Raw genomic sequence first — 21,060 nt, 5'->3', positions numbered from 1 at the left:
ACGACTGGAGATTTCACATATGTCGCAGGAAATTTTAGGTCTCCCTGGGAGATGCCCCTCTGATGTTTATCCAAGAACTAAAAAGCTTGTGGAGGAAGCTGACAAGCACTTAATTTCTCTGGTTACAAAATGGACATTTCTTAAATCAGTACCCCAGATTGAGATCAAGCGATTTGATGGGGAGGAAATCCGCCTCGGCGGCGTTGCTTTTAAGGGAACTGTGGTTGATGTTTTTTGGTCTGGGTTTATTGAGCCTTATATAGAACATGAAAGCGTAAAGATACTGGAAGCTGCGGGACAACTTGCCACCGATTGCCAACTCTCACATGACATTGTTATTGATGAAGCACGGATGCTGTTACATGTGATGGTTCGCAGAGTATATTCCAAGATGGCCGATGTTGATCAGACACTACGTGGAGACGGTTTCACTTTCCCTGAGAAAAGAGACGTGACTTCCCGTATCGCTGCTATGTCTGCATATGTTGATGCTGAATCAAAAATTGTGATGCTTAAAGCCAGAAACATGCAAGGTAACTTGCAGCCTACAGTGCACATTTCGGGGCATGCCAACGCACAGATTCAGATAGGGCATGATAACAATCAAGTGATGCAGATAACCTTGCAGCAACTTGTAGAACAGGTAGCAAAGAGTAATGATAAAGATGCTAAATCTCTTATTCAAAAAATTCTGGAAAATAATACCGTAGCATCAATTATTGGAGCTGCTGCAGGAGCACTGTTAACTAAACTTTGAAATAAAGATTTTGTACTTGAAGAATCTTTGCACCATAAACATCTCCATAAGGTCGGGTGGTTTAGCTCATGAACATCACATCGCAGAGAATTTATCCGTTAAATGAGATGTAACCTTCAACTGTTCCAGGCTGACAAAAATAGACTGATGTGCTCAAAAGGCCCAAAGGGAGAAACTGCAAAGGAAGGGCGACAAGGGCAAAGGGGCCTGCCCGGAAAGGGGAAATATGCTGAAGTGGCTACAAAGACCATCCCAGAGTCAGCTACCTGCGCCGGACGCTACGCTGCCGGAGGGTTGGTTTGCGCCACAATCCGCAGAGCGATTGTTGGCGACACCGTTACGCCAGTCCTGTTTGCACCAGTTACGACAACTGACCCCACTGCCGGATACCCTGTTTGATAGCTGGATCCTCACGGCGATTCATCGCTTCGCCGCACTGGTACAGCTGCTACCCGCCTCACAAAGTCATCACCATTCCACTCCCGGCGGGTTGCTGGATCATTCGCTGGAAGTTGCCTGCAACGCCATCCGGCTGCGCCAGGGTTATCTGCTGCCACCGGAAGCGGGTGCGGAAGAACAGGCCCGGCAGGCCAGCGCATGGACGGTCGCGGTAGTCTGCGCGGCATTACTGCACGATACGGGAAAAATCGCCGTGGATATGGAGATTCATCAACGTGATGGCACCCGCTGGCATCCGTGGCAGGGTAATCTGGCGCAGCCTTATCGCTGGCAGTACCAGAGCCATGGTCGCGACTATCATCTGCATCCTGCTGCCGCCGCAATGCTGATTAATCAGTTGATACCCGCGCTATTACTGGACTGGCTGGCCGGATACCCCACGACTTTTGTGTCCCTGATTTATCAGCTTACCGGACACTACGAACGGGCTGGCGCACTGGCGGAACTGGTGCAACAGGCCGATAAAGCTTCTGTCGCCCGATACCTCGGTGGCGATATCAAAACCGCGCTGGCACAAAAGCCCTCGTCCTTCCCCCAGCAGCTTCTTTCCGCCTTGCGGTCGCTGGTACAGAACGAGTACCGACTCAATAATCCCGAATGCGGATCTGATGGCTGGCTGACGGAGGATGCGCTGTGGCTGATCAGCAAAACCACCGCCGACCGGGTACGCGCCTGGCTGCTCCAGCATGGCGTATCTAGCGTACCGGAAAACAATAACCGCCTGTTTGACGAACTGCTGACGCATCAGCTTATCGTTGCCAATGAGGATAAAGCGATCTGGCGCTGCATTATCCGATCGGATAAGGGCTGGTCGCCCGTTGAACCGCTGACGCTGCTGCGCCTGACACCGTCTGCAATATGGGAGCCAGGCGAACAACGTCCCGCCTGTTTTGTCGGTGATGTGACGCCGGTAAGCGAAGCTGAACCCGCCCCTGAACTTAGCGCCCCCACTCAACCGCTACCGGAGATAGCAGACGACCCAAGACTTGGTGACAATAATAATTTCCTGCAGTGGCTGAAGAACCACACCAGCCCTTCAGCCACGGTGAATACCCGGAACGGCAAGGTACATGTGGTGGAAAACCATCTTTTCTTGATTTCACCGGGGATCTTTAAGATATACGCATCAGAAACCACTGGAGACACCGGCGACGGCTGGAAGCTGGCACAGCGAATGTTTCAGGAGTCAGGGCTGGCCCTGCGCTGTAATGATGACAGTTTTATCTGGACCTGCGAGGTTCGGGTTCCACAAAAGAAAAGTAGTCAGTTGAAAGGTTTTCTGATGGAAGATCCGAAGCAGGTGTTAGGGGAGAAAGTGCCGGTGAATAATCCGTGGCTGAAGTTGCTGCGCGAATAGCAATTTATATCAAAATACTCTCTTCCACCGAGCTACAGCGAATGGGCTTTAATACCTAAAGAGCCGCATGATATTCAATAATTGATTTCAATTCTTCAGGCGAAAAAGGCGGATTACGCCGATGCAACATGGCGTGGCAATTAGGGCAGACGGGAATAAGATCTTTTTTGGGATCCAGAGAGTAATTCTCTTTGATGTCTGATAGCGGAATCAGGTGATGTATATGGATAAAACCTTTTGCTATCTCACCATACACCTTCATCATATCAATACCACATACTCTGCACAGACAACCATGCCAAGCTAATGCGGCCTGTCGGGCCTTACGGTCGCGTTCATAGCGGTTAACCGTTACCTGCGTAGCTGCACCTTCATTAAATACGCTCTGCGGCGGCAGTTCATCAGGAAAAATACTGATGGCAGGCTGCTCGTTACCTAAATTTTTCTCAACGATCTGAAACCCTTGATCGGTAAGCAACTTGACGCATTTCGACTTGATACCACCACTAAAATCTTCAGGGGAAAACTCAACGCCTGTCATATTTGAAGCAGCAATACCGACTATAGCTTTAGGTGGATAACTGCGCCCTTCAAAGACCACATCATACAGCCGGGACTCGCTGAACTGGTGGCGTACACCTTCATCATAGGCGCGCATAGCCGCAATAATGCATTCCCTGGAAAGCTGGTCTGGCAGTTTCTTCTTCATTTACAACTCATCATCCCTGAAACGACATTTGCTAACTCTTTATTTTATAGCATATTAATTTATCCGGTGATAAACAGCACTCTTCAATTTCGCATTACCGGGATACGGGCATCAGTGCAGCGGCAGAGTAACGTAGCGGCAGAGAAACCGCGCCTCATGCTGATTGTCCAGCCGTACCTGAAAGATATCGTGTGTATCCTGCACGGATGCATCCTCACGCCATGCCAGCAGGCCCTGTTGGTTCATGCGGGTAATAATCTGATCGGGCGTTTCGCCCTGATTCAATGCTTCGACTACCTGTTGCAGGGGAAGCGGTAGCGTCTGAGCAGGCCACATCACTTCAACGCTTACGAGCTGGCGGTGTGTCCGGGATGACATCGGTAGTATCCTCCATGGCTAGAATTTCGCGGTTAATTAGCCATGAAATAGGGGCATTTTTTACAGTTGCAAGGTTGCCGAGAGACCTCATTTAAAGGTCGATACATCTCAGGTAGTGAAGTCTCTTCCCAGGCAAATCCAGATAGTCTGCGCCAAGCGTCTGAGGATATGTCGATAAAAAGCATTTTTTTAAACATATAGCCAAAACATGTTTATGCCATCGACACGTTGCGGCGATATGTCGATAAAACACGATTTTTTAAACATGATGCCGTGACATGCTTATAGCATCGACATATGATGTCTATATGTCGATAAAATCGGTTTTTATAAACATATGAACTGGAATCCCGAAGCCCCTTACAATGATCTGCCAAAACTGCCGCCTGATCTGCAGCAGATAGAAACACGTAATGTACTAAAAGCGTGTATAAATGCGCGCGCGGCAATTGCAGAGCTGAAAACGGCGGGTGAGTTGATCCCCGATCAGGGATTGTTGATTAACATTCTCCCAATGCTGGAAGCGAAAGATTCCTCACGCATTGAGAACATCGTAACGACCAGCGATCAGCTCTTTCAGTATGCTGATCGTGCAGACGGAGCAGATCCAGCAACCAAAGAAGCATTGCGCTATCGTACGGCGCTTTATGATGGTTATACCCATCTTGAGGTCTATCCACTTTGCACAAACACCGCAATCGCTATCTGTACCAAATTACGCGCAGTTCAGACCGATATAAGAAAAACACCGGGCACGGTACTGCGCGATCAGAATAACAGCGTGGTGTATACGCCCCCGGTGGGTGAAGATACTATCCGTAACTTATTGGCGAACTGGGAGCAGTTCATACATGGCGATGATGATTTAGATCCATTGGTGAAAATGGCTATTGCACACTATCAGTTTGAGTGCATCCACCCTTTTCCGGACGGGAATGGGCGAACAGGTCGTATCCTGAATATTCTTTACTTGATTCAAAATGAATTACTTTCACTGCCTATCCTGTACCTGTCCCGCTTTATTCTGGAGAGACGTGGTGATTACTACACGCTCTTGCGTAGGGTAACAGAGGAAGGAGACTGGGAATCGTGGATATTATTTATGCTGGAGGCCGTAGAAAACACGTCCCGATGGACGACTGACAAGATTGCGGTTGTTCGGGCATTGATGGCAGAAACGACCGAGTATGTACGTGAGAAACTACCAAAAATTTATACCTATGAACTCATCCAGGTGCTCTATGCGCAACCGTATTGCCGGATCGATAACCTTGTTGAACGAGGTATCGCTAAACGACAGACGGCATCAGCGTATCTCAAACAGTTGGTAGATATAGGCGTGCTGGAAGAAATGAGCGTTGGTCGCGAAAAGCTGTATATCAATACCAGGTTGGTGCAGGAATTGAATCAGTAAAGCTTATTGGTTCCACAGTTCACCACTCCTGGTCCCAGCTATCAGACGATTTATGTTTGCCCCTACGGCTTACGGCCTGAAGCTTAAGGTCCAGAGCGACAAGCAACTTAAAGAGCGTACCTATGCGGGTCCCCTCAGGATGATTCTCAAACTCTGAAACCGTTGATTGTTTCATGCCTATACTTTCTGCAGTTTCGCGTTGAGTCAGCTTACGTTGCTTGCGAGCATTCCTCACTGTCTGAGCCAGCATTTTGGGTGAAGTAACGTTCATTTTATCCCCCATGACAGATATTTTAAGTATATACGCTTTAGGGGATAACTATATGTTCTTAAAAGGGGATATAATTTGAAGTCTTATGAAACTCTATTTTCGTATCCATATACTTATATATACACGCAAAAGACATTGTTAAAGGCATTGTATAAAATCATGATCGACCACAAAAATCGTAGTTAGTGATAAATCAACCATATTTTTATCATTAAAATTCAAGTAATTACAAATAAAATCATTAAAGAAATCTTATCAATCTTCCGTTTTTAGACTTTGTTTAACTACTAAAATCATGCAACTTATCACTTCAACAATGAGATTGAGAGACAGCACTACGGCAAACAGCTCTGCCGCAGTAAATAACTTATCCTTAGAAGGAATCAACTCATGCTTGGGATAATTTATTAGAGGTAAGTCATAATTTCGAAGGTACGGCAAAAAAATTGTTGCGCCTAAACAGATCACAAGTAATTTCAGATCAGCTTCTAAACTTCCCAAGTAACTTGTAAAACTTGAGCGTTTTTGCCCCTTATTGATGACCGCCAGAATGCCAAAAATTACAGAGATCCCTGCAGTAATCCCTCCAAGAATTGAGCCGATCACCCCTGCCGATGCCTGCTCAAGCAGGGTATAAACCTGTTTATCGGTTGACGATAACGCTAAGCATAATATGAATAGCGCTATAGCTTTAATCCAGACGCCTAGATTCTTCATTTTTGTATGTGTACCTGTTTTGATGTAATGCTATGATTTCTTTGATATCACTCGGTGAGTAACCATCTAACTGAATTTCTGAAATCTCACCTTCGATAAGGACTATCTTGGCCGTTTGATTACTGGATACAGTTGTAGGTTTTGATTTGAGTGTTTTTCGACCTTTAATTAACCAAGAACCACCACCATCTTTTACCCAATCAACAAAAACAGATGCCCAATGAGAACCTTTAAGCTTTAAATTACCATCTGTGTTTTCAAATGTTGTGGTTACAGCGTTTGCATTAGTATCTGCCTCAAGCTTTCGCAAATCGTCAGTTAAGGCCTGCTTGCTACTTCCGAAAATATTCGGAGTAATCAACGTAAAACTAACTTTATCAATAAACTGAAGTCTATGATATTCAGACCAAAAATCTTCCATTTCAAGGCAAGCTTCGATAAATACTCTTAGTCCCAATTGAGCCAAATAGTCGTTGTTGGCAAGATCTTCAAATGCCTTAGCAACTTGATGCGCATCCTTAAATACCGCTGTTTTCTTCTCAACCAATAACACTTGCTCTTCTCTATCCCAGATCCATACGATAGGTGGATAATTGTCTACATCGAACTCGCGAAAATCCTTATCATGTCCTTTAATTTTTTGCTGTTTTGATATGACCCCTGCCATGACGCCTTCAGTGGGTTTTATACTCAGCTTCAGGGTGTAGCTGGTTTTCTTATGAACGGATGGTGTTGATGATGTCAGATGTAACTTTTGCGCGCTGAATACTATGGCATTTTCAAAATGCTCAATGTCTTTTTGAACAGATCCCTTTGAAAAAAGATCAGGGTCGCGTGGTCTCATTAACACACGTAAGGCGAACAATTGCATAAGAAAACTCCTGTAAATTAATTGATTTTATTATTCCATAAAACCAAGGACCTACAAGAGGTTAAATTTTTTCATTACTGTATAAATACACAGTATCACTGGATGAGATAAAATTCAAACTTTGATTTTCACTCAGTTTTTAGCATTGCCATCACAGTGCAGAGCTGTCTAACTAGGCGATTAATGCCCTAAAAGTATATGGACATCAATACCTTTTGCTTCGTAAATGCTGCTAAAGAACCTTGTTCGTAATGCCACTGGAGCATCATCCCCCAACTTAATCTCTACCTTATCCCGTAACCTACTCCTCCGACGCCACCTCATCCTGCGCCGCCAGCAGAACCAGCTCGGACTTTGACACCAGCAAATCTTTCGGCTTCCCACCTCTCAACCTGCGGTTTGCTGAACCAAACCAGATAGCCAGTCCCCACGGCGTTTTGCGTTCCTTGAACAGCGAGAGTATCAACCTCACAACCTTAAGAGGCCGCATTTTCTCATCCAGAACATAATCCGGGTACAAATCCTCCCCGTCGACCTTCAGCGAGAATACCTTCCCGGCGGCTTTCCAGCCTTTCGGGCCTGCCTCAGGATCGGCAGAACGGAAACCCGCTTTTGCCGATAACTCAGACGCCGTCAGCCATTCCGAGTCAGCGAGTATTCTGGCTTTCAGCTCCTCCAGTTGCCGGTCATTGCGCTCCTGGAAGCTCATATGGTCGAGTGCGCCTCCCGGCGATTTTTTGAAGCCATACGGCACCACATGCCTGAAGCGGTTCGAATCCAGATAATCCGCCCACCACTGCATCATTTCCCGGCGTTCTTCGAGATGCTGCGCCTTATGGATATACGCCGCCCGCACGCGCTTGCGCTCCTGATGGCTCATCTGGCGCTCTACCGCGTCGCTTGACCACAGGCCTGACTCCACCAGCGCGCTACAGGCCATAGTGCGAAAACCGTGGCCGCAGACGTCTTTCTGGGTGTCGTAGCCCATCACCCGCAGCGCTTTGTTGATGGTGTTTTCGCTCATTGGTTTGCGGTAATTGTGATCGCCGGGGAACACCAGTTCAGTTCCCGGTCGGCAATGCTGCCGCACCTCGTGCAGCAGTTCGATGGCCTGATGTGATAGAGGCACCAGGTGTGGAGATCGCATCTTCGCACCACGCGCAGAGTACTTAACGCCGGGGATCGGCTCACGCTCAGCTGGGATGGTCCACATGGCGTTATGCAGGTCTATTTCATCCCAGCGGGCGAAGCGCAGTTCGCTGGAGCGGATGAATAGCAGTAGCGCCAGCTTTACCGCCAGTTGAGTCAGTTGACGGCCTTTGTAATCGTCGATCCTTTCCAGGAAATCAGGGATAAGATTCAAATCCAATGCAGGATGATGGCGTACTTTGGGCGTAGAGACCGCCCCGGTTAAATCTGATGCGGGGTTATGATCGATAATACCGTTCTGGACGGCGTAGCGCATCACGCAGGCAGTGCGCTGCTGAAGCCGGGAAGCAACATCCAGTTTGCCCGCTTTCTCCACCTCCTTGATGGGTACCAGCAGGTCTTTAACCTTCATTTTGGTGATGTCGCAACTGCCGTTCGTGGGGAATACGTAAAGCTCGAAATAACGCAGCACCCGCTTCTTATGTTCCGCCGACCAGTTCACGTTACTGGTGACCCATTCGCGTGCTACGGACTCAAACGTATGTTCCGGCGTTACAGCAAGGCGTTCAGCCTTTCGGTGTGCACTCGGATCGATGCCGGAAATCAGCAGTAATTGGGCCTCTTCACGCATGCGTCTTGCCTGTGCAAGCGTCAAAAGCGGATAAGGTCCTAAAGCGAGCTTTTTCTCTTTGTTTACAAAGCGGTACTTGATGTACCAGCGTTTTGAACCGTTAGGGTTAACCAGCAGGTAAAGTCCATGCGAGTCACTGAGCTTATACGGCTTGCCACAAGGCTTGGCGTGGACTATAGCGCGATCTGTTAGTGCCATTTGGGGGCCTCACTATTATCGAACTACGTCTAAGCCCCCAATTTGGCCCCCAAATCGTGTGGATGTCAATGGATGAAAAATGACCAACACGGAAATACCACAAAACAAATATGGTTATTACCGAAAAATAAATTATCTTTTAATTACAGACGGATATGGATGAATTTGGACGAAAATGGACACAAAAAAAGCCACCCTTAGACAGCTAATTATTGCATCACTTGGTGCCGAAGGCCGGACTCGAACCGGCACGTATTTCTACGGTTGATTTTGAATCAACTGCGTCTACCGATTTCGCCACTTCGGCACTGAAGAGGTATGCGGAAAACGTTGTGGATTATACCTGTCACACGCCACCATGCAAGCGGTAGCATATGCCCGGCTCGCTAAGTGTTGAAAAAATCAGCACAACCCCACGGCGGGCACCTCCTTAACCCCTCCTTCTGCGAAGCGACTCCGTGTCCCATGCTCTACACTTCCAGTTCAACACCACACTGAGGGAAACACGATGTCTATTATAAAAAGCTATGCCGCAAAAGAGGCGGGCAGCGAACTTGAACTCTATGAATATGATGCGGGTGAACTCAAGCCGGAAGATGTTGAGGTACAGGTAGATTACTGCGGTATCTGCCACTCCGATCTGTCGATGATCGACAACGAATGGGGCTTCTCTCAATATCCGCTGGTTGCCGGGCATGAGGTGATTGGCCGCGTCGTGGCACTCGGCAGCGCCGCGCAGGATAAAGGTCTGAAGGTAGGTCAACGCGTCGGGATTGGCTGGACGGCGCGCAGCTGCGGGCACTGCGATGCCTGTATCAGCGGCAATCAGATTAACTGTCTGGAAGGATCGGTGCCAACCATCCTCAATCGCGGCGGCTTTGCCGAGAAGCTGCGAGCAGACTGGCAATGGGTGATCCCGCTTCCAGAAAGCATCGATATTGAATCCGCAGGCCCTCTGCTGTGCGGCGGCATCACCGTCTTCAAACCGCTGCTGATGCACCACGTTACCGCCACCAGTCGCGTTGGGGTGATCGGCATCGGCGGCCTCGGTCATATCGCCATTAAGCTGCTACACGCGATGGGCTGCGAGGTTACCGCGTTCAGCTCCAGTCCGGCCAAAGAACAGGAAGTGCTGGCGATGGGCGCCGATAAAGTGGTCAACAGCCGCGATCCAGAGGCGTTGGAAGCGCTGGCAGGTCAATTTGATCTCATCATCAACACCGTCAATGTCGATCTCGACTGGCAGCCTTACTTCGAAGCGCTGGCCTATGGCGGCAACTTCCACACCGTTGGCGCGGTGCTGAAGCCGCTACCGGTTCCGGCGTTTACCCTGATTGCAGGCGATCGCAGCATCTCCGGTTCGGCAACCGGTACGCCGTATGAACTGCGCAAGTTGATGAAATTTGCCGGGCGCAGCAAGGTCTCGCCGACGACCGAGCTGTTCCCGATGTCGCAAATCAACGAGGCCATCCAGCACGTTCGTGACGGTAAAGCTCGCTACCGTGTGGTACTGCAAGCCGACTTTTGATTGCCTTCACCGGGCGGCATTCGCTGCCCGGTTTTGCTCCCCCTTTTGGAATTCTTCACGCAATCTCCGCAATTTAGCGGTGAAGAGTACGCCGCAGTTGCCTATACTCCAGGCAGGATAAATGGAGAAAATCTCATGAGTGCACCCCTGTTAATTGCCCGCACGCTGGAAAGCGAACTGTTCCTGTTGCCGGGCATGACCAACCGTCACGGGCTGATTACCGGCGCAACCGGAACCGGCAAAACGGTTACCCTGCAAAAACTGGCTGAGTCCCTATCAGACATCGGCGTTCCGGTATTTATGGCGGATGTGAAAGGTGACTTAACCGGCGTCGCGCAGGAAGGCGAACCTTCTGAAAAACTGCTCGCACGGCTGAAAAATATCGGCATCACCGACTGGCAACCGCACGCTAATCCGGTGGTGCTGTGGGATATTTTTGGCGAAAAAGGTCATCCACTACGGGCGACCGTCTCCGATCTTGGGCCGCTATTGCTGGCTCGCCTGCTGAACCTGAACGAGGTGCAGTCCGGCGTGCTGGATATTATCTTCCGCATCGCCGATGACCAGGGGCTGTTGCTGCTGGACTTTAAAGACCTGCGGGCGATCACGCAGTATATCGGTGATAATGCCAAATCCTTCCAGAACCAGTATGGCAATATCAGCAGCGCATCGGTCGGGGCGATCCAGCGCGGGCTGCTGTCGCTGGAACAGCAAGGCGCGGCGCACTTCTTCGGCGAACCGATGCTGGACATCAAAGACTGGATGCGTACCGATGCCAACGGCAAAGGTATTATCAACATCCTTAGCGCCGAAAAACTCTACCAGATGCCCAAACTGTATGCTGCCAGCCTGCTGTGGATGCTCTCCGAACTGTATGAGCAACTGCCGGAAGCGGGCGATCTGGAGAAACCGAAGCTGGTGTTCTTCTTCGACGAAGCTCACCTGCTGTTCAACGACGCTCCGCAGGTGCTGCTGGATAAAATCGAACAGGTCATTCGCCTGATCCGCTCCAAAGGCGTGGGCGTCTGGTTCGTCTCACAGAACCCTTCCGATATCCCGGACAACGTGCTCGGTCAGCTAGGCAACCGCGTACAGCACGCCCTGCGCGCCTTCACCCCCAAAGATCAGAAAGCGGTGAAAGCCGCCGCGCAAACCATGCGGGCGAATCCGGCGTTTGATACCGAGAAAGCGATTCAGGAACTGGGCACCGGCGAGGCGCTGATCTCCTTCCTGGATGCCAAAGGCAGCCCGTCAGTGGTTGAACGAGCGATGGTCATCGCACCGTGCTCACGCATGGGGCCGGTGACGGACGATGAGCGTAACGGGCTTATCAATCACTCCTCGCTGTACGGCAAATATGAAGACGAAGTCGATCGCGAATCGGCGTATGAAATGCTGCAAAAAGGCGTTCAGGCCACCACCGAGCAGCAAAACAATCCGCCAGCAAAAGGCAAAGAAGTCACCGTTGATGACGGAATTCTTGGCGGGCTGAAAGAGATATTGTTTGGCAGTACCGGGCCACGCGGCGGCAAACGGGATGGTGTGGTGCAGAGCGTCGCCAAAAGCGCAGCGCGTCAGGTAACGAACCAAATTATCCGGGGGATGTTAGGTAGCCTGATGGGCGGTAGAAAACGCTAGCAGAAGGAATCCTGGTTTGCTAAGCGCAGCGCCTAATGGCGCTGCGCCGTATCTGGCCAACAATGAGAGAGATCGATTTTACGACTTACGCATCATCAGCCAGAGGCTAATCAGGAAGAACGAGGCGCTTGGCAGCAGCGCGCCGATAATCGGCGGAATGCCATAAACCAGCGTCAGCGGGCCGAAAATCTGGTCCAGAACGTAGAAGACAAAACCAAAGCTGATCCCGGTCACCACACGCACGCCCATTGGCACGCTACGCAGCGGGCCAAAAATGAACGACAGCGCCATCAACATCATTACCGCCACGGAAAGCGGCTGGAAGATTTTACTCCACATATTGAGCTGATAACGTCCGGCGTCCTGGCCGCTCGACTTCAGATACTTCACATAGTTATGCAAACCGCTGATGGAGAGCGCATCCGGGTCCAGCGCCACCACGCCCAGTTTGTCCGGCGTGAGGTTGGTTTTCCAGGTGCCGCTCACGGTCTGCGAACCGGTGATCTGTTTCGGGTCTTTCAGGTCAGACTCGTCCACCTGCGACAGACGCCAGACCTTGTTGTCTGCGTCGAACTTCGCAGACGCGGCATAACGCACTGACTGTAAGCGACGCTGATCGTTAAAGGCGTAGATGCTAATGCCCGCCAGCTCTTCGTCGCCCTTCACCCGCTCGATATAGACGAAATTGTTGCCATCTTTCGCCCACAGGCCTTGCTGAGTAGAGAGCAACGAACCGCCGTACATTGCCTGCGCACGGTAGTTACGCGCCATCTGTTCGCCCTGCGGAGCAACCCATTCACCGATGGCCATTGTCAGCAGCACCAGTGGAATAGCGGTTTTCATCACCGACAGCGCCACCTGCATCCGGGTGAAACCCGAAGCCTGCATCACCACCAGTTCACTGCGCTGCGCCAGCATCCCCAGCCCCAGCAGCGCGCCAAGCAGCGCCGCCATCGGGAAGAAAATCTGCACATCTTTCGGCACGCTGAGCAGGGTATACATCCCCGCGCCCAGCGCATCGTAGCTCCCCTGCCCGGCTTTTTTGAGCTGGTCAACAAACTTGATGATACCGGAGAGCGACACCAGCATGAACAACGTCATCATGATGGTGGTGAAAATGGTTTTACCGATATAGCGGTCAAGTACACCAAACGGCTGCATTATACCGCTCCTTTACGCAGAAGACGGGCGCGCAGGCGGCGTACCGGCACCGTATCCCAAAGGTTCAGACCAACCGCCAACGCCAGATAGATCAGGTTGACCGCCCACATCCAGATAACCGGGTCCAGTTTGCCCTTACCGCCGTTCGATTTCAGGGAGGTTTGCAGGAGGAAGAACAGCAGATACAGCAGCATAGCCGGCAGCATCGACAGCACGCGCCCCTGTCGCGGGTTAACCACGCTCAGCGGTACAACCATCAGCGCCATCATAAATACGGTGAATACCAGCGTAATACGCCAGTGCAGTTCCGCACGGGCGCGATTGGTATCGGTCTGCCACAGCGTGCGCATATCCATCTGATCGGTATCGTTCGGGTCCAGCGCAACGGCCTGATGACCAATAATCGCCTGATAGTTCTGGAAATCGGTGATGCGGAAGTCACGCAACAGGGCAGTGCCTTCAAAGCGCGTCCCTTTGTTCAACGTCACAACCTGGGAGCCGTCGCGCAATTGCGTCAAATGTCCAGAATCGGCCACCACCACAGAAGGACGGGCGTTGCCTTTCGGGCGGATTTGCGCAAGGAACACATCTTTAAAATCGCTGCCGTCAACGCTTTCAATAAACAGCACGGCGCTGCCATTGGTCGCCTGCTGGAACTGCCCTTGCGCCAGCGCGGCCATGCCAGGATTGGCTTTTGCTTCCGCCAGTACCTCATCCTGGTGTCTGGATGACCAGGGCCCCGCCCACATGACGTTGACAGCGGCGACGACGCCGGTAAACAGCGCCAGCACCATCGCGGCTTTCACCAGCACAGCCCGGCTCAGACCACAGGCGTGCATGACCGTTATTTCACTTTCGGTATACAGTTTGCCCAGCGTCATCAACAGCCCGAGGAACAGGCTTAATGGCAGGATGAGCTGCGCCATTTCCGGCACGCCCAGCCCCAGTAGCGAGAGCACCAGATTTGCCGGAATGTCACCGTCAACCGCCGCCCCGAGGATCCTCACTAGCTTTTGACAAAAGAAGATCAAAAGCAGGATGAAAAGAATCGCCAGTTGGCTTTTGAGCGTCTCCCGCACCAGATATCTTATGATTATCACTTTAAATACGCCCGTAAAAACTCGTCTTTTGCAGGAATTTAGCTTGTTTCATGGCTTAAACGTCATTTATTCTCTTGAGTCGTCGAAATCGTCGCTAAAATTATTATACTCAGCGGATTCGCCACTCAGAACGCGTTCTGACGTGCCAATGCCGTAATAACGTTAAGATTAACACGAAGTCACCGCAACTGCGGACATGAGTTACGAAAGCTTGCAATTCTAACTGTAGCCGCCGCCGTTGTCTTTAAGATTCAGGAGCGTAGTGCATGGAGTTCAGTGTAAAAAGCGGTAGCCCGGAGAAACAGCGGAGTGCCTGCATCGTCGTGGGCGTCTTTGAACCACGCCGCCTTTCTCCGATTGCAGAACAGCTCGATAAAATCAGCGACGGGTACATCAGCGCCCTGCTGCGTCGTGGTGAACTGGAAGGAAAACCGGGGCAGACCCTGTTGCTGCACCATGTTCCTAACGTTCTTTCCGAGCGAATCCTCCTCATTGGTTGTGGTAAAGAGCGCGAGCTCGATGAGCGCCAGTACAAGCAGGTCATTCAGAAAACCATCAATACGCTGAATGACACCGGCTCAATGGAAGCGGTCTGCTTCCTGACCGAACTGCACGTCAAAGGCCGCAACAACTACTGGAAAGTACGTCAGGCTGTCGAAACGGCTAAAGAGACGCTGTACAGCTTTGATCAACTGAAGACCAACAAGAGCGAGCCGCGTCGCCCGCTGCGTAAAATGGTCTTCAACGTGCCGACCCGCCGTGAGCTAACCAGCGGCGAGCGTGCGATCCAACACGGTCTGGCGATTGCCGCCGGGATTAAAGCAGCGAAAGATCTCGGCAATATGCCGCCGAATATCTGTAATGCCGCCTACCTGGCCTCTCAGGCGCGCCAGTTGGCCGACAGCTACAGCAAGAACGTCATCACCCGCGTCATCGGCGAACAGCAGATGAAAGAGCTGGGTATGCACTCTTATCTGGCGGTCGGTCACGGTTCGCAGAACGAATCGCTGATGTCGGTTATCGAATACAAAGGCAACCCGTCCGAAGACGCGCGTCCGGTTGTGCTGGTCGGCAAAGGGCTGACCTTTGACTCCGGCGGCATCTCCATCAAGCCTGCCGAAGGCATGGACGAGATGAAGTACGATATGTGCGGCGCGGCGGCAGTGTACGGCGTGATGCGCATGGTCGCGGAACTTCAGTTGCCGATTAACGTCATCGGCGTGCTGGCAGGCTGCGAAAACATGCCTGGCGGGCGAGCGTATCGTCCGGGCGACGTGCTGACCACCATGTCCGGCCAGACGGTCGAAGTGCTGAACACCGATGCCGAAGGCCGCCTGGTACTGTGCGACGTGTTAACCTACGTTGAGCGTTTTGAGCCGGAAGCGGTGATTGACGTCGCGACCCTGACGGGCGCCTGCGTGATTGCGCTGGGCCATCACATCACTGGTCTGATGTCGAACCACAATCCGCTGGCGCATGAGCTGATTAGCGCGTCCGAACAGGCGGGCGACCGCGCATGGCGCTTGCCGTTGGGCGATGAGTTCCAGGAACAGCTGGAGTCTAACTTTGCGGATATGGCGAACATCGGCGGCCGTCCTGGCGGCGCAATCACCGCCGGTTGCTTCCTGTCGCGCTTTACCCGTAAGTACAACTGGGCGCACCTGGACATCGCTGGCACCGCATGGCGTTCCGGTAAAGCGAAAGGCGCAACCGGTCGTCCGGTGGCGTTGCTGTCGCAGTTCCTGCTCAATCGCGCGGGTTTTAACGGCGAAGAGTAAGTTTGCATGATTGCCGGATGGCGACGCATATGCGCCTTATCCGGCCTACATGGAGTATTTAACCGTAGGCCGGATAAGCGTAGCGCCATCCGGCTTCGCATTTAAATTCACCACAAGAAGCCCCATATATGAAGAATGCAACGTTCTATATTCTGGACAATGACACCACCATTGATGGCCTGAGCGCCGTTGAACAACTGGTGTGCGACATTGCCGCAGAACGTTGGCGCAGTGGTAAACGCGTGCTGATTGCCTGTGAAGACGAAAAACAGGCCATCCGTCTGGATGAAGCGCTGTGGGCAAGACCGCCGGAGAGTTTTGTCCCGCATAATCTGGCGGGAGAAGGTCCGCGCGGCGGCGCACCGGTGGAAATCGCCTGGCCGCAAAAACGCAACAGCAGCCCGCGTGATATTCTGATCAGCCTGCGTACTGGCTTTGCAGATTTTGCCACCGCTTTCACAGAAGTGATAGACTTTGTCCCTTACGAAGAAACTTTGAAACAACTGGCGCGCGAACGCTACAAAGCCTACCGCGTGGCTGGTTTTAACCTGAATACGGCAACCTGGAAATAATGGAAAAGACATATAACCCACAAGATATCGAACAGCCGCTTTACGAGCACTGGGAGCAGCAGGGCTACTTTAAGCCGAATGGCGATGAAAGCCAGGAAAGCTTCTGCATCATGATCCCGCCGCCAAACGTCACCGGCAGTTTGCATATGGGTCACGCCTTCCAGCAAACCATCATGGATACCCTGATCCGTTATCAGCGCATGCAGGGTAAAAACACCCTGTGGCAGGTCGGTACTGACCACGCCGGGATCGCTACCCAGATGGTGGTTGAGCGCAAGATTGCCGCAGAAGAGGGTAAAACCCGCCACGACTATGGCCGCGATGCCTTCATCGACAAAATCTGGCAGTGGAAAGCGGAATCCGGCGGCACCATTACCCGTCAGATGCGCCGTCTGGGCAACTCCGTGGACTGGGAGCGCGAACGCTTCACCATGGACGAAGGTCTTTCCAATGCCGTGAAAGAAGTGTTTGTCCGCCTGTACAAAGAAGATCTGATTTACCGTGGCAAGCGCCTGGTCAACTGGGACCCGAAACTGCGCACCGCTATCTCTGACCTGGAAGTGGAAAACCGCGAGTCCAAAGGCTCTATGTGGCACATCCGCTATCCGCTGGCTGACGGTGCGAAAACCGCAGACGGTAAAGATTACCTGGTGGTCGCCACCACCCGCCCGGAAACCCTGCTGGGCGATACCGGCGTAGCCGTCAACCCGGAAGATCCGCGTTATAAAGATCTGATTGGCAAATTCGTGGTGCTGCCGCTGGTGAACCGTCGTATTCCGATCGTGAGCGACGAGCATGCCGACATGGAAAAAGGCACCGGCTGCGTGAAGATCACCCCGGCGCACGACTTTAACGACTATGAAGTGGGCCGTCGTCATCAGCTTCCGATGATCAATATTCTGACCTTTGACGGCGATATCCGTGAAAGTGCGGAAGTGTATGACACCAAAGGCGAAGAGTCCGACGTTTACTCCAACGAAATCCCGGCTGAGTTCCAGAAGCTGGAACGTTTTGCCGCGCGTAAAGCGGTGGTTGCCGCTATCGATGCCCTCGGCCTGCTGGAAGAGATTAAACCGCACGACCTGACCGTTCCTTACGGCGACCGTGGCGGCGTGGTTATCGAACCAATGCTGACCGACCAGTGGTACGTCCGTGCCGACGTGCTGGCAAAACCGGCGGTGGAAGCGGTAGAGAACGGCGATATCCAGTTCGTGCCAAAACAGTACGAAAACATGTACTTCTCCTGGATGCGTGACATTCAGGACTGGTGTATCTCCCGTCAGCTGTGGTGGGGTCACCGCATCCCGGCATGGTACGACGACGCGGGCAACGTCTACGTTGGCCGTAGCGAAGACGAAGTGCGTCAGGAAAACAACCTGAGCGCCGACGTTGCGCTGCGTCAGGACGACGACGTACTGGACACCTGGTTCTCCTCCGCGCTATGGACCTTCTCTACTCTCGGCTGGCCGGAAAACACCGACGCGCTGCGTCAGTTCCACCCGACCAGCGTGATGGTCTCCGGTTTCGACATCATCTTCTTCTGGATTGCCCGCATGATCATGATGACCATGCACTTCATCAAAGATGAAAACGGCAAGCCGCAGGTACCGTTCAAGACCGTCTATATGACCGGTCTGATTCGCGATGACGAAGGCCAGAAGATGTCCAAATCCAAGGGTAACGTTATCGACCCGCTGGATATGGTTGACGGCATTTCCCTGCCGAATCTGCTGGAAAAACGTACCGGCAACATGATGCAGCCGCAGTTGGCTGAGAAGATCGCCAAACGTACCGAGAAACAATTCCCGGACGGCATTGAGCCGCACGGTACTGACGCCCTGCGTTTCACCCTGGCGGCGCTGGCCTCTACCGGCCGCGACATCAACTGGGATATGAAGCGTCTGGAAGGCTACCGTAACTTCTGTAACAAGCTGTGGAACGCCAGCCGCTTTGTGCTGATGAATACCGAAGATCAGGATTGCGGCTTCAACGGCGGCGAGATGACCCTGTCACTGGCAGACCGCTGGATCCTGGCGGAATTCAACCAGACCATCAAAGCGTACCGCGAAGCGCTGGACAGCTTCCGCTTCGATATCGCAGCGGGCATTCTGTACGAGTTTACCTGGAACCAGTTCTGCGACTGGTATCTGGAGCTGACCAAGCCGGTCATGAACGGCGGCTCTGAAGCAGAACTGCGCGGCACCCGCAACACGCTGGTCACCGTGCTGGAAGGTCTGCTGCGCCTGGCGCATCCGATCATCCCGTTTATCACCGAGACCATCTGGCAGCGTGTGAAAGTGATTTCCGGCATTACCGCCGACACCATCATGCTGCAACCGTTCCCGCAGTACGATGCCTCCCAGGTGGATGAAGCCGCGCTGGCCGATACCGAATGGCTGAAGCAGGCGATCGTTGCTGTACGTAACATCCGTGCGGAAATGAACATCGCGCCGGGCAAACCACTGGAACTGCTGCTGCGTGGTTGCAGCGAAGAAGCGATTCGCCGCGTGAACGACAACCGCAGCTTCCTGCTGAACCTGGCGCGTCTGGAAAGCATCACCGTGCTGCCAGCCGATGACAAAGGTCCGGTTTCCGTGACGAAGATTATCGATGGCACCGAACTGCTGATCCCGATGGCGGGGCTGATTGACAAAGAAGCCGAGCTGGCGCGTCTGGCGAAAGAAGTGGCGAAGGTCGAAGCTGAAATTGGCCGCATTGAAGGCAAGCTGGCGAACGAAGGTTTTGTCGCCCGCGCACCGGAAGCGGTGATCGCCAAAGAGCGTGAGAAGCTGGAAAACTACGCGGAAGCGAAAGCGAAGCTGATTGAACAGCAGGCAGTTATCGCCGCGCTGTAACTTGATGGAAACGCCGGAGACCCTCTTCGGCGTTTTCTTTTATAAGGCATTTTTTATTCGTACCAGCTTCCCGTCCGGCATGGTGATCCAGTAATACTCTATGTTGCTGAAAGAAAATCTTTCGTAAGATCCCGCGTCGAATTCCACGATTAGCAGCACATTTTTTTCAATACAATTTTCTTTTGTGTTTTTTTGTGGCGGAAAACAAAACAGATCACCATCGCCTGATTTCTCTCCATCGATAAACCCGCCGCCAATATCCCAAAAAACAATATAGTAAGAGGCACTTGTTGGTATATGGTATTTTGCCTTCAGCTCATTTTTGTGCTGCAGATACCAGTGTATCCGTCCCCACTCGGTTAATGCAAAGTGGTTAACTGCAATATCATAAGCCTCAAAATCCATAAAACCACGTTCACTGCTAACATAAAGCCCATGAAAAAGCGTAGGATCATACTCAAATCTCTCGCCAGCCCGAAGGATTGTCACAGGTCGTTGAGCCCAGAGGAGATAACCGCATATCAGCAACACCAAGCTGCCGATAATGACGTTACGTTTCGGCTTCATACGCTTCCCTTAATATGCGCATGGGCATTTAAATTTGTCAGAAATGGTCTGTACGCATAGTCACTATGTCGTTGCAGGAAAAACCAGATGCGGAAGAAGCAGAAATTTTTATAGAGTTCGTTAGCAATATCCTCTCTGCCGAGGCCAAAATGATCCTGCCCTTTAAAAGAAAGTAATCCCTCCCATGACATGGCATAGCGCTGAAAACGCACCAGTTTGATTTGTTGTACATAAATATCATGTACGCTTATCCCCAAGCCATTAAATCTGTCGTTAAAACGGTTGAATTTTGGTAGCTTCAAATGCCTTATTGCTAGGTTAAGACTCGTAAAAAAATTGTAATCCAGACTTGCTTCTCGGTTCAAATACAAATGATAATCTATTGCTTTCTGAATTTTTATCAACACATCATTCGTTCCAGCCCCCCTAATGACTTCTGCGTACGCATGATTCAGACGCTCGCTTGACCAGGGCCGTCCATTACCATAATGAAAATGATCAATCAACTCTCCAATAAGGAAGGCATACTGCCCACTGGCAAATTGCGTAGACAGCACTTTCATCTCATCAAACAAAATATCTGCGCAATACTGGCGACTAATCGGAGTTCCTTGCAATTGTTGATGGTCAAAATTCATAGGATGAATATTAAAGGTGGTCATCATATCAAATTGCAAACACCTGAACGGATCAACACGAGCCGAGATATCCATCACCCCAAGCATCTCAAAATCCCAATCGCTCAAATCACCACACTGCATATCATCAATATAATAATTTTCAAAGCGACGAGATGTGGAAAAAATCTCATACGGAAGAGACATTACTAAAAACGTATCTATATTCATAATGTATCATCCTGACAAATAATATAATAAAGTTTAACTACAAGAGAAAAAATAAGATAATTTCAAAAAATAAAACTTGAGCAATCCGACATAAAAATAAAA

General features: G+C 51.3%; 18 protein-coding genes, 1 tRNA gene and 1 pseudogene. 8 read left to right on the top strand and 12 right to left on the bottom strand.

The annotated features are described in order from the left end of the window. Nucleotides 1–19 precede the first annotated feature (19 nt). Nucleotides 20–757, top strand: a complete 738-nt coding sequence (locus OGV82_RS21350; protein WP_052194424.1) for a hypothetical protein — start codon at nt 20–22, stop codon at nt 755–757. Nucleotides 758–983: 226 nt separating this feature from the next. After that, nucleotides 984–2,573 carry a MobH family relaxase gene (gene mobH / locus OGV82_RS21345; RefSeq protein WP_047459325.1) on the top strand — a complete coding sequence of 530 codons (1,590 nt, stop codon included), beginning with the start codon at nt 984–986 and terminating at the stop codon, nt 2,571–2,573. Between the two features lie 55 nt (nt 2,574–2,628). Here the strand turns inward: mobH and OGV82_RS21340 are convergent, their stop codons facing one another. Together OGV82_RS21340 and OGV82_RS21335 are read right to left on the bottom strand one after the other, a co-directional pair. After that, entirely contained in the window at nt 2,629–3,282 is a 654-nt protein-coding gene (locus OGV82_RS21340; protein WP_047459327.1) for an HNH endonuclease, read from the bottom strand. A gap of 111 nt (nt 3,283–3,393) precedes the next feature. Then, a complete protein-coding gene (locus tag OGV82_RS21335) occupies nt 3,394–3,660 on the bottom strand; it encodes a hypothetical protein (protein ID WP_047459329.1) in 267 nt (88 codons plus the stop codon). Nucleotides 3,661–3,997: 337 nt separating this feature from the next. On the opposite strand from OGV82_RS21335, the gene fic reads away from it, so the two are divergent. Beyond that, nucleotides 3,998–5,074 (top strand): protein adenylyltransferase Fic, encoded by a 1,077-nt coding sequence (fic, locus tag OGV82_RS21330; protein ID WP_047459331.1) that lies wholly within the window; start codon nt 3,998–4,000, stop codon nt 5,072–5,074. Between the two features lie 19 nt (nt 5,075–5,093). On the opposite strand, the gene OGV82_RS21325 is transcribed toward fic, so the two are convergent. From OGV82_RS21325 to OGV82_RS21305, 5 genes and pseudogenes are all read right to left on the bottom strand, one after another. Next, entirely contained in the window at nt 5,094–5,249 is a 156-nt protein-coding gene (locus OGV82_RS21325; protein ID WP_502873748.1) for a helix-turn-helix domain-containing protein, read from the bottom strand. 351 nt (nt 5,250–5,600) lie between these two features. Further along, a complete protein-coding gene (locus OGV82_RS21320) occupies nt 5,601–6,062 on the bottom strand; it encodes a hypothetical protein (RefSeq protein ID WP_047459333.1) in 462 nt (153 codons plus the stop codon). Continuing rightward, nucleotides 6,037–6,933, bottom strand: a complete 897-nt coding sequence (locus OGV82_RS21315; RefSeq protein WP_047459334.1) for a hypothetical protein — start codon at nt 6,931–6,933, stop codon at nt 6,037–6,039. Before OGV82_RS21315 ends, OGV82_RS21320 begins: the two co-directional genes overlap by 26 nt. Nucleotides 6,934–7,663: 730 nt before the next feature. Next, nucleotides 7,664–8,911 (bottom strand): annotated as a pseudogene (locus OGV82_RS21310) (tyrosine-type recombinase/integrase); the annotation flags it as partial. Nucleotides 8,912–9,133: 222 nt separating this feature from the next. Beyond that, nucleotides 9,134–9,218 (bottom strand) — tRNA-Leu (locus OGV82_RS21305). 201 nt (nt 9,219–9,419) lie between these two features. Here OGV82_RS21305 and ahr point away from each other — a divergent pair. Together ahr and OGV82_RS21295 are read left to right on the top strand one after the other, a co-directional pair. Next, nucleotides 9,420–10,439, top strand: coding sequence for an NADPH-dependent aldehyde reductase Ahr (gene ahr, locus OGV82_RS21300; RefSeq protein WP_047459336.1), 1,020 nt, complete (start codon nt 9,420–9,422; stop codon nt 10,437–10,439). A gap of 135 nt (nt 10,440–10,574) precedes the next feature. Then, nucleotides 10,575–12,077 (top strand): helicase HerA-like C-terminal domain-containing protein, encoded by a 1,503-nt coding sequence (locus tag OGV82_RS21295; protein WP_024130764.1) that lies wholly within the window; start codon nt 10,575–10,577, stop codon nt 12,075–12,077. Between the two features lie 78 nt (nt 12,078–12,155). Here OGV82_RS21295 and lptG read toward each other — a convergent pair whose 3' ends face one another. From lptG to ytgA, 3 genes are all read right to left on the bottom strand, one after another. After that, nucleotides 12,156–13,238 carry an LPS export ABC transporter permease LptG gene (gene lptG, locus OGV82_RS21290; protein ID WP_012134314.1) on the bottom strand — a complete coding sequence of 361 codons (1,083 nt, stop codon included), beginning with the start codon at nt 13,236–13,238 and terminating at the stop codon, nt 12,156–12,158. After that, nucleotides 13,238–14,338: an LPS export ABC transporter permease LptF gene (gene lptF / locus OGV82_RS21285; protein WP_012134315.1), complete on the bottom strand. Its 1,101-nt coding sequence runs from the start codon at nt 14,336–14,338 to the stop codon at nt 13,238–13,240. The genes lptG and lptF overlap by 1 nt, the downstream gene beginning before the upstream one ends. Before the next feature lie 62 nt (nt 14,339–14,400). Continuing rightward, a complete protein-coding gene (ytgA, locus tag OGV82_RS21280) occupies nt 14,401–14,451 on the bottom strand; it encodes a protein YtgA (protein WP_211180521.1) in 51 nt (16 codons plus the stop codon). A 153-nt stretch (nt 14,452–14,604) separates the two neighbouring features. Between ytgA and pepA the strand changes: the two genes are divergently transcribed. The 3 genes from pepA to OGV82_RS21265 all read left to right on the top strand — a co-directional run bounded on the left by pepA (nt 14,605) and on the right by OGV82_RS21265 (nt 19,543). Further along, nucleotides 14,605–16,116: a leucyl aminopeptidase gene (gene pepA / locus OGV82_RS21275; protein ID WP_047459338.1), complete on the top strand. Its 1,512-nt coding sequence runs from the start codon at nt 14,605–14,607 to the stop codon at nt 16,114–16,116. 128 nt (nt 16,117–16,244) lie between these two features. After that, a complete protein-coding gene (gene holC / locus OGV82_RS21270) occupies nt 16,245–16,688 on the top strand; it encodes a DNA polymerase III subunit chi (protein ID WP_012134319.1) in 444 nt (147 codons plus the stop codon). Beyond that, a complete protein-coding gene (locus tag OGV82_RS21265) occupies nt 16,688–19,543 on the top strand; it encodes a valine--tRNA ligase (protein ID WP_047459339.1) in 2,856 nt (951 codons plus the stop codon). The genes holC and OGV82_RS21265 overlap by 1 nt, the downstream gene beginning before the upstream one ends. 39 nt (nt 19,544–19,582) lie before the next feature. On the opposite strand, the gene OGV82_RS21260 is transcribed toward OGV82_RS21265, so the two are convergent. Beyond that, nucleotides 19,583–20,110, bottom strand: a complete 528-nt coding sequence (locus OGV82_RS21260; protein WP_012134322.1) for a DUF943 family protein — start codon at nt 20,108–20,110, stop codon at nt 19,583–19,585. After that, entirely contained in the window at nt 20,107–20,958 is an 852-nt protein-coding gene (locus OGV82_RS21255) for a DUF3289 family protein (protein ID WP_012134323.1), read from the bottom strand. Before OGV82_RS21255 ends, OGV82_RS21260 begins: the two co-directional genes overlap by 4 nt. Nucleotides 20,959–21,060: the final 102 nt, after the last annotated feature.

This window comes from Citrobacter sp. CK191 (genome assembly GCF_030333435.1).
GTDB classification, from domain to species: Bacteria; Pseudomonadota; Gammaproteobacteria; order Enterobacterales; family Enterobacteriaceae; genus Citrobacter_B; species Citrobacter_B koseri.
The sequence above is the reverse complement of the archived record's forward strand: the minus strand, read 5'-3'. Positions and strand labels throughout refer to the sequence as shown.

Excerpts from the sequence above, each read along its gene's own strand:
- OGV82_RS21350 (WP_052194424.1), top strand. The coding sequence starts at position 20 with ATGTCGCAGGAAATTTTAGGTCTCCCTGGGAGATGCCCCTCTGATGTT.
- mobH (WP_047459325.1), top strand. The coding sequence starts at position 984 with ATGCTGAAGTGGCTACAAAGACCATCCCAGAGTCAGCTACCTGCGCCG.
- OGV82_RS21340 (WP_047459327.1), bottom strand. The coding sequence starts at position 3,282 with ATGAAGAAGAAACTGCCAGACCAGCTTTCCAGGGAATGCATTATTGCG.
- OGV82_RS21335 (WP_047459329.1), bottom strand. The coding sequence starts at position 3,660 with ATGTCATCCCGGACACACCGCCAGCTCGTAAGCGTTGAAGTGATGTGG.
- fic (WP_047459331.1), top strand. The coding sequence starts at position 3,998 with ATGAACTGGAATCCCGAAGCCCCTTACAATGATCTGCCAAAACTGCCG.
- OGV82_RS21325 (WP_502873748.1), bottom strand. The coding sequence starts at position 5,249 with ATGAAACAATCAACGGTTTCAGAGTTTGAGAATCATCCTGAGGGGACC.
- OGV82_RS21320 (WP_047459333.1), bottom strand. The coding sequence starts at position 6,062 with ATGAAGAATCTAGGCGTCTGGATTAAAGCTATAGCGCTATTCATATTA.
- OGV82_RS21315 (WP_047459334.1), bottom strand. The coding sequence starts at position 6,933 with ATGCAATTGTTCGCCTTACGTGTGTTAATGAGACCACGCGACCCTGAT.
- ahr (WP_047459336.1), top strand. The coding sequence starts at position 9,420 with ATGTCTATTATAAAAAGCTATGCCGCAAAAGAGGCGGGCAGCGAACTT.
- OGV82_RS21295 (WP_024130764.1), top strand. The coding sequence starts at position 10,575 with ATGAGTGCACCCCTGTTAATTGCCCGCACGCTGGAAAGCGAACTGTTC.
- lptG (WP_012134314.1), bottom strand. The coding sequence starts at position 13,238 with ATGCAGCCGTTTGGTGTACTTGACCGCTATATCGGTAAAACCATTTTC.
- pepA (WP_047459338.1), top strand. The coding sequence starts at position 14,605 with ATGGAGTTCAGTGTAAAAAGCGGTAGCCCGGAGAAACAGCGGAGTGCC.
- holC (WP_012134319.1), top strand. The coding sequence starts at position 16,245 with ATGAAGAATGCAACGTTCTATATTCTGGACAATGACACCACCATTGAT.
- OGV82_RS21265 (WP_047459339.1), top strand. The coding sequence starts at position 16,688 with ATGGAAAAGACATATAACCCACAAGATATCGAACAGCCGCTTTACGAG.
- OGV82_RS21260 (WP_012134322.1), bottom strand. The coding sequence starts at position 20,110 with ATGAAGCCGAAACGTAACGTCATTATCGGCAGCTTGGTGTTGCTGATA.
- OGV82_RS21255 (WP_012134323.1), bottom strand. The coding sequence starts at position 20,958 with ATGAATATAGATACGTTTTTAGTAATGTCTCTTCCGTATGAGATTTTT.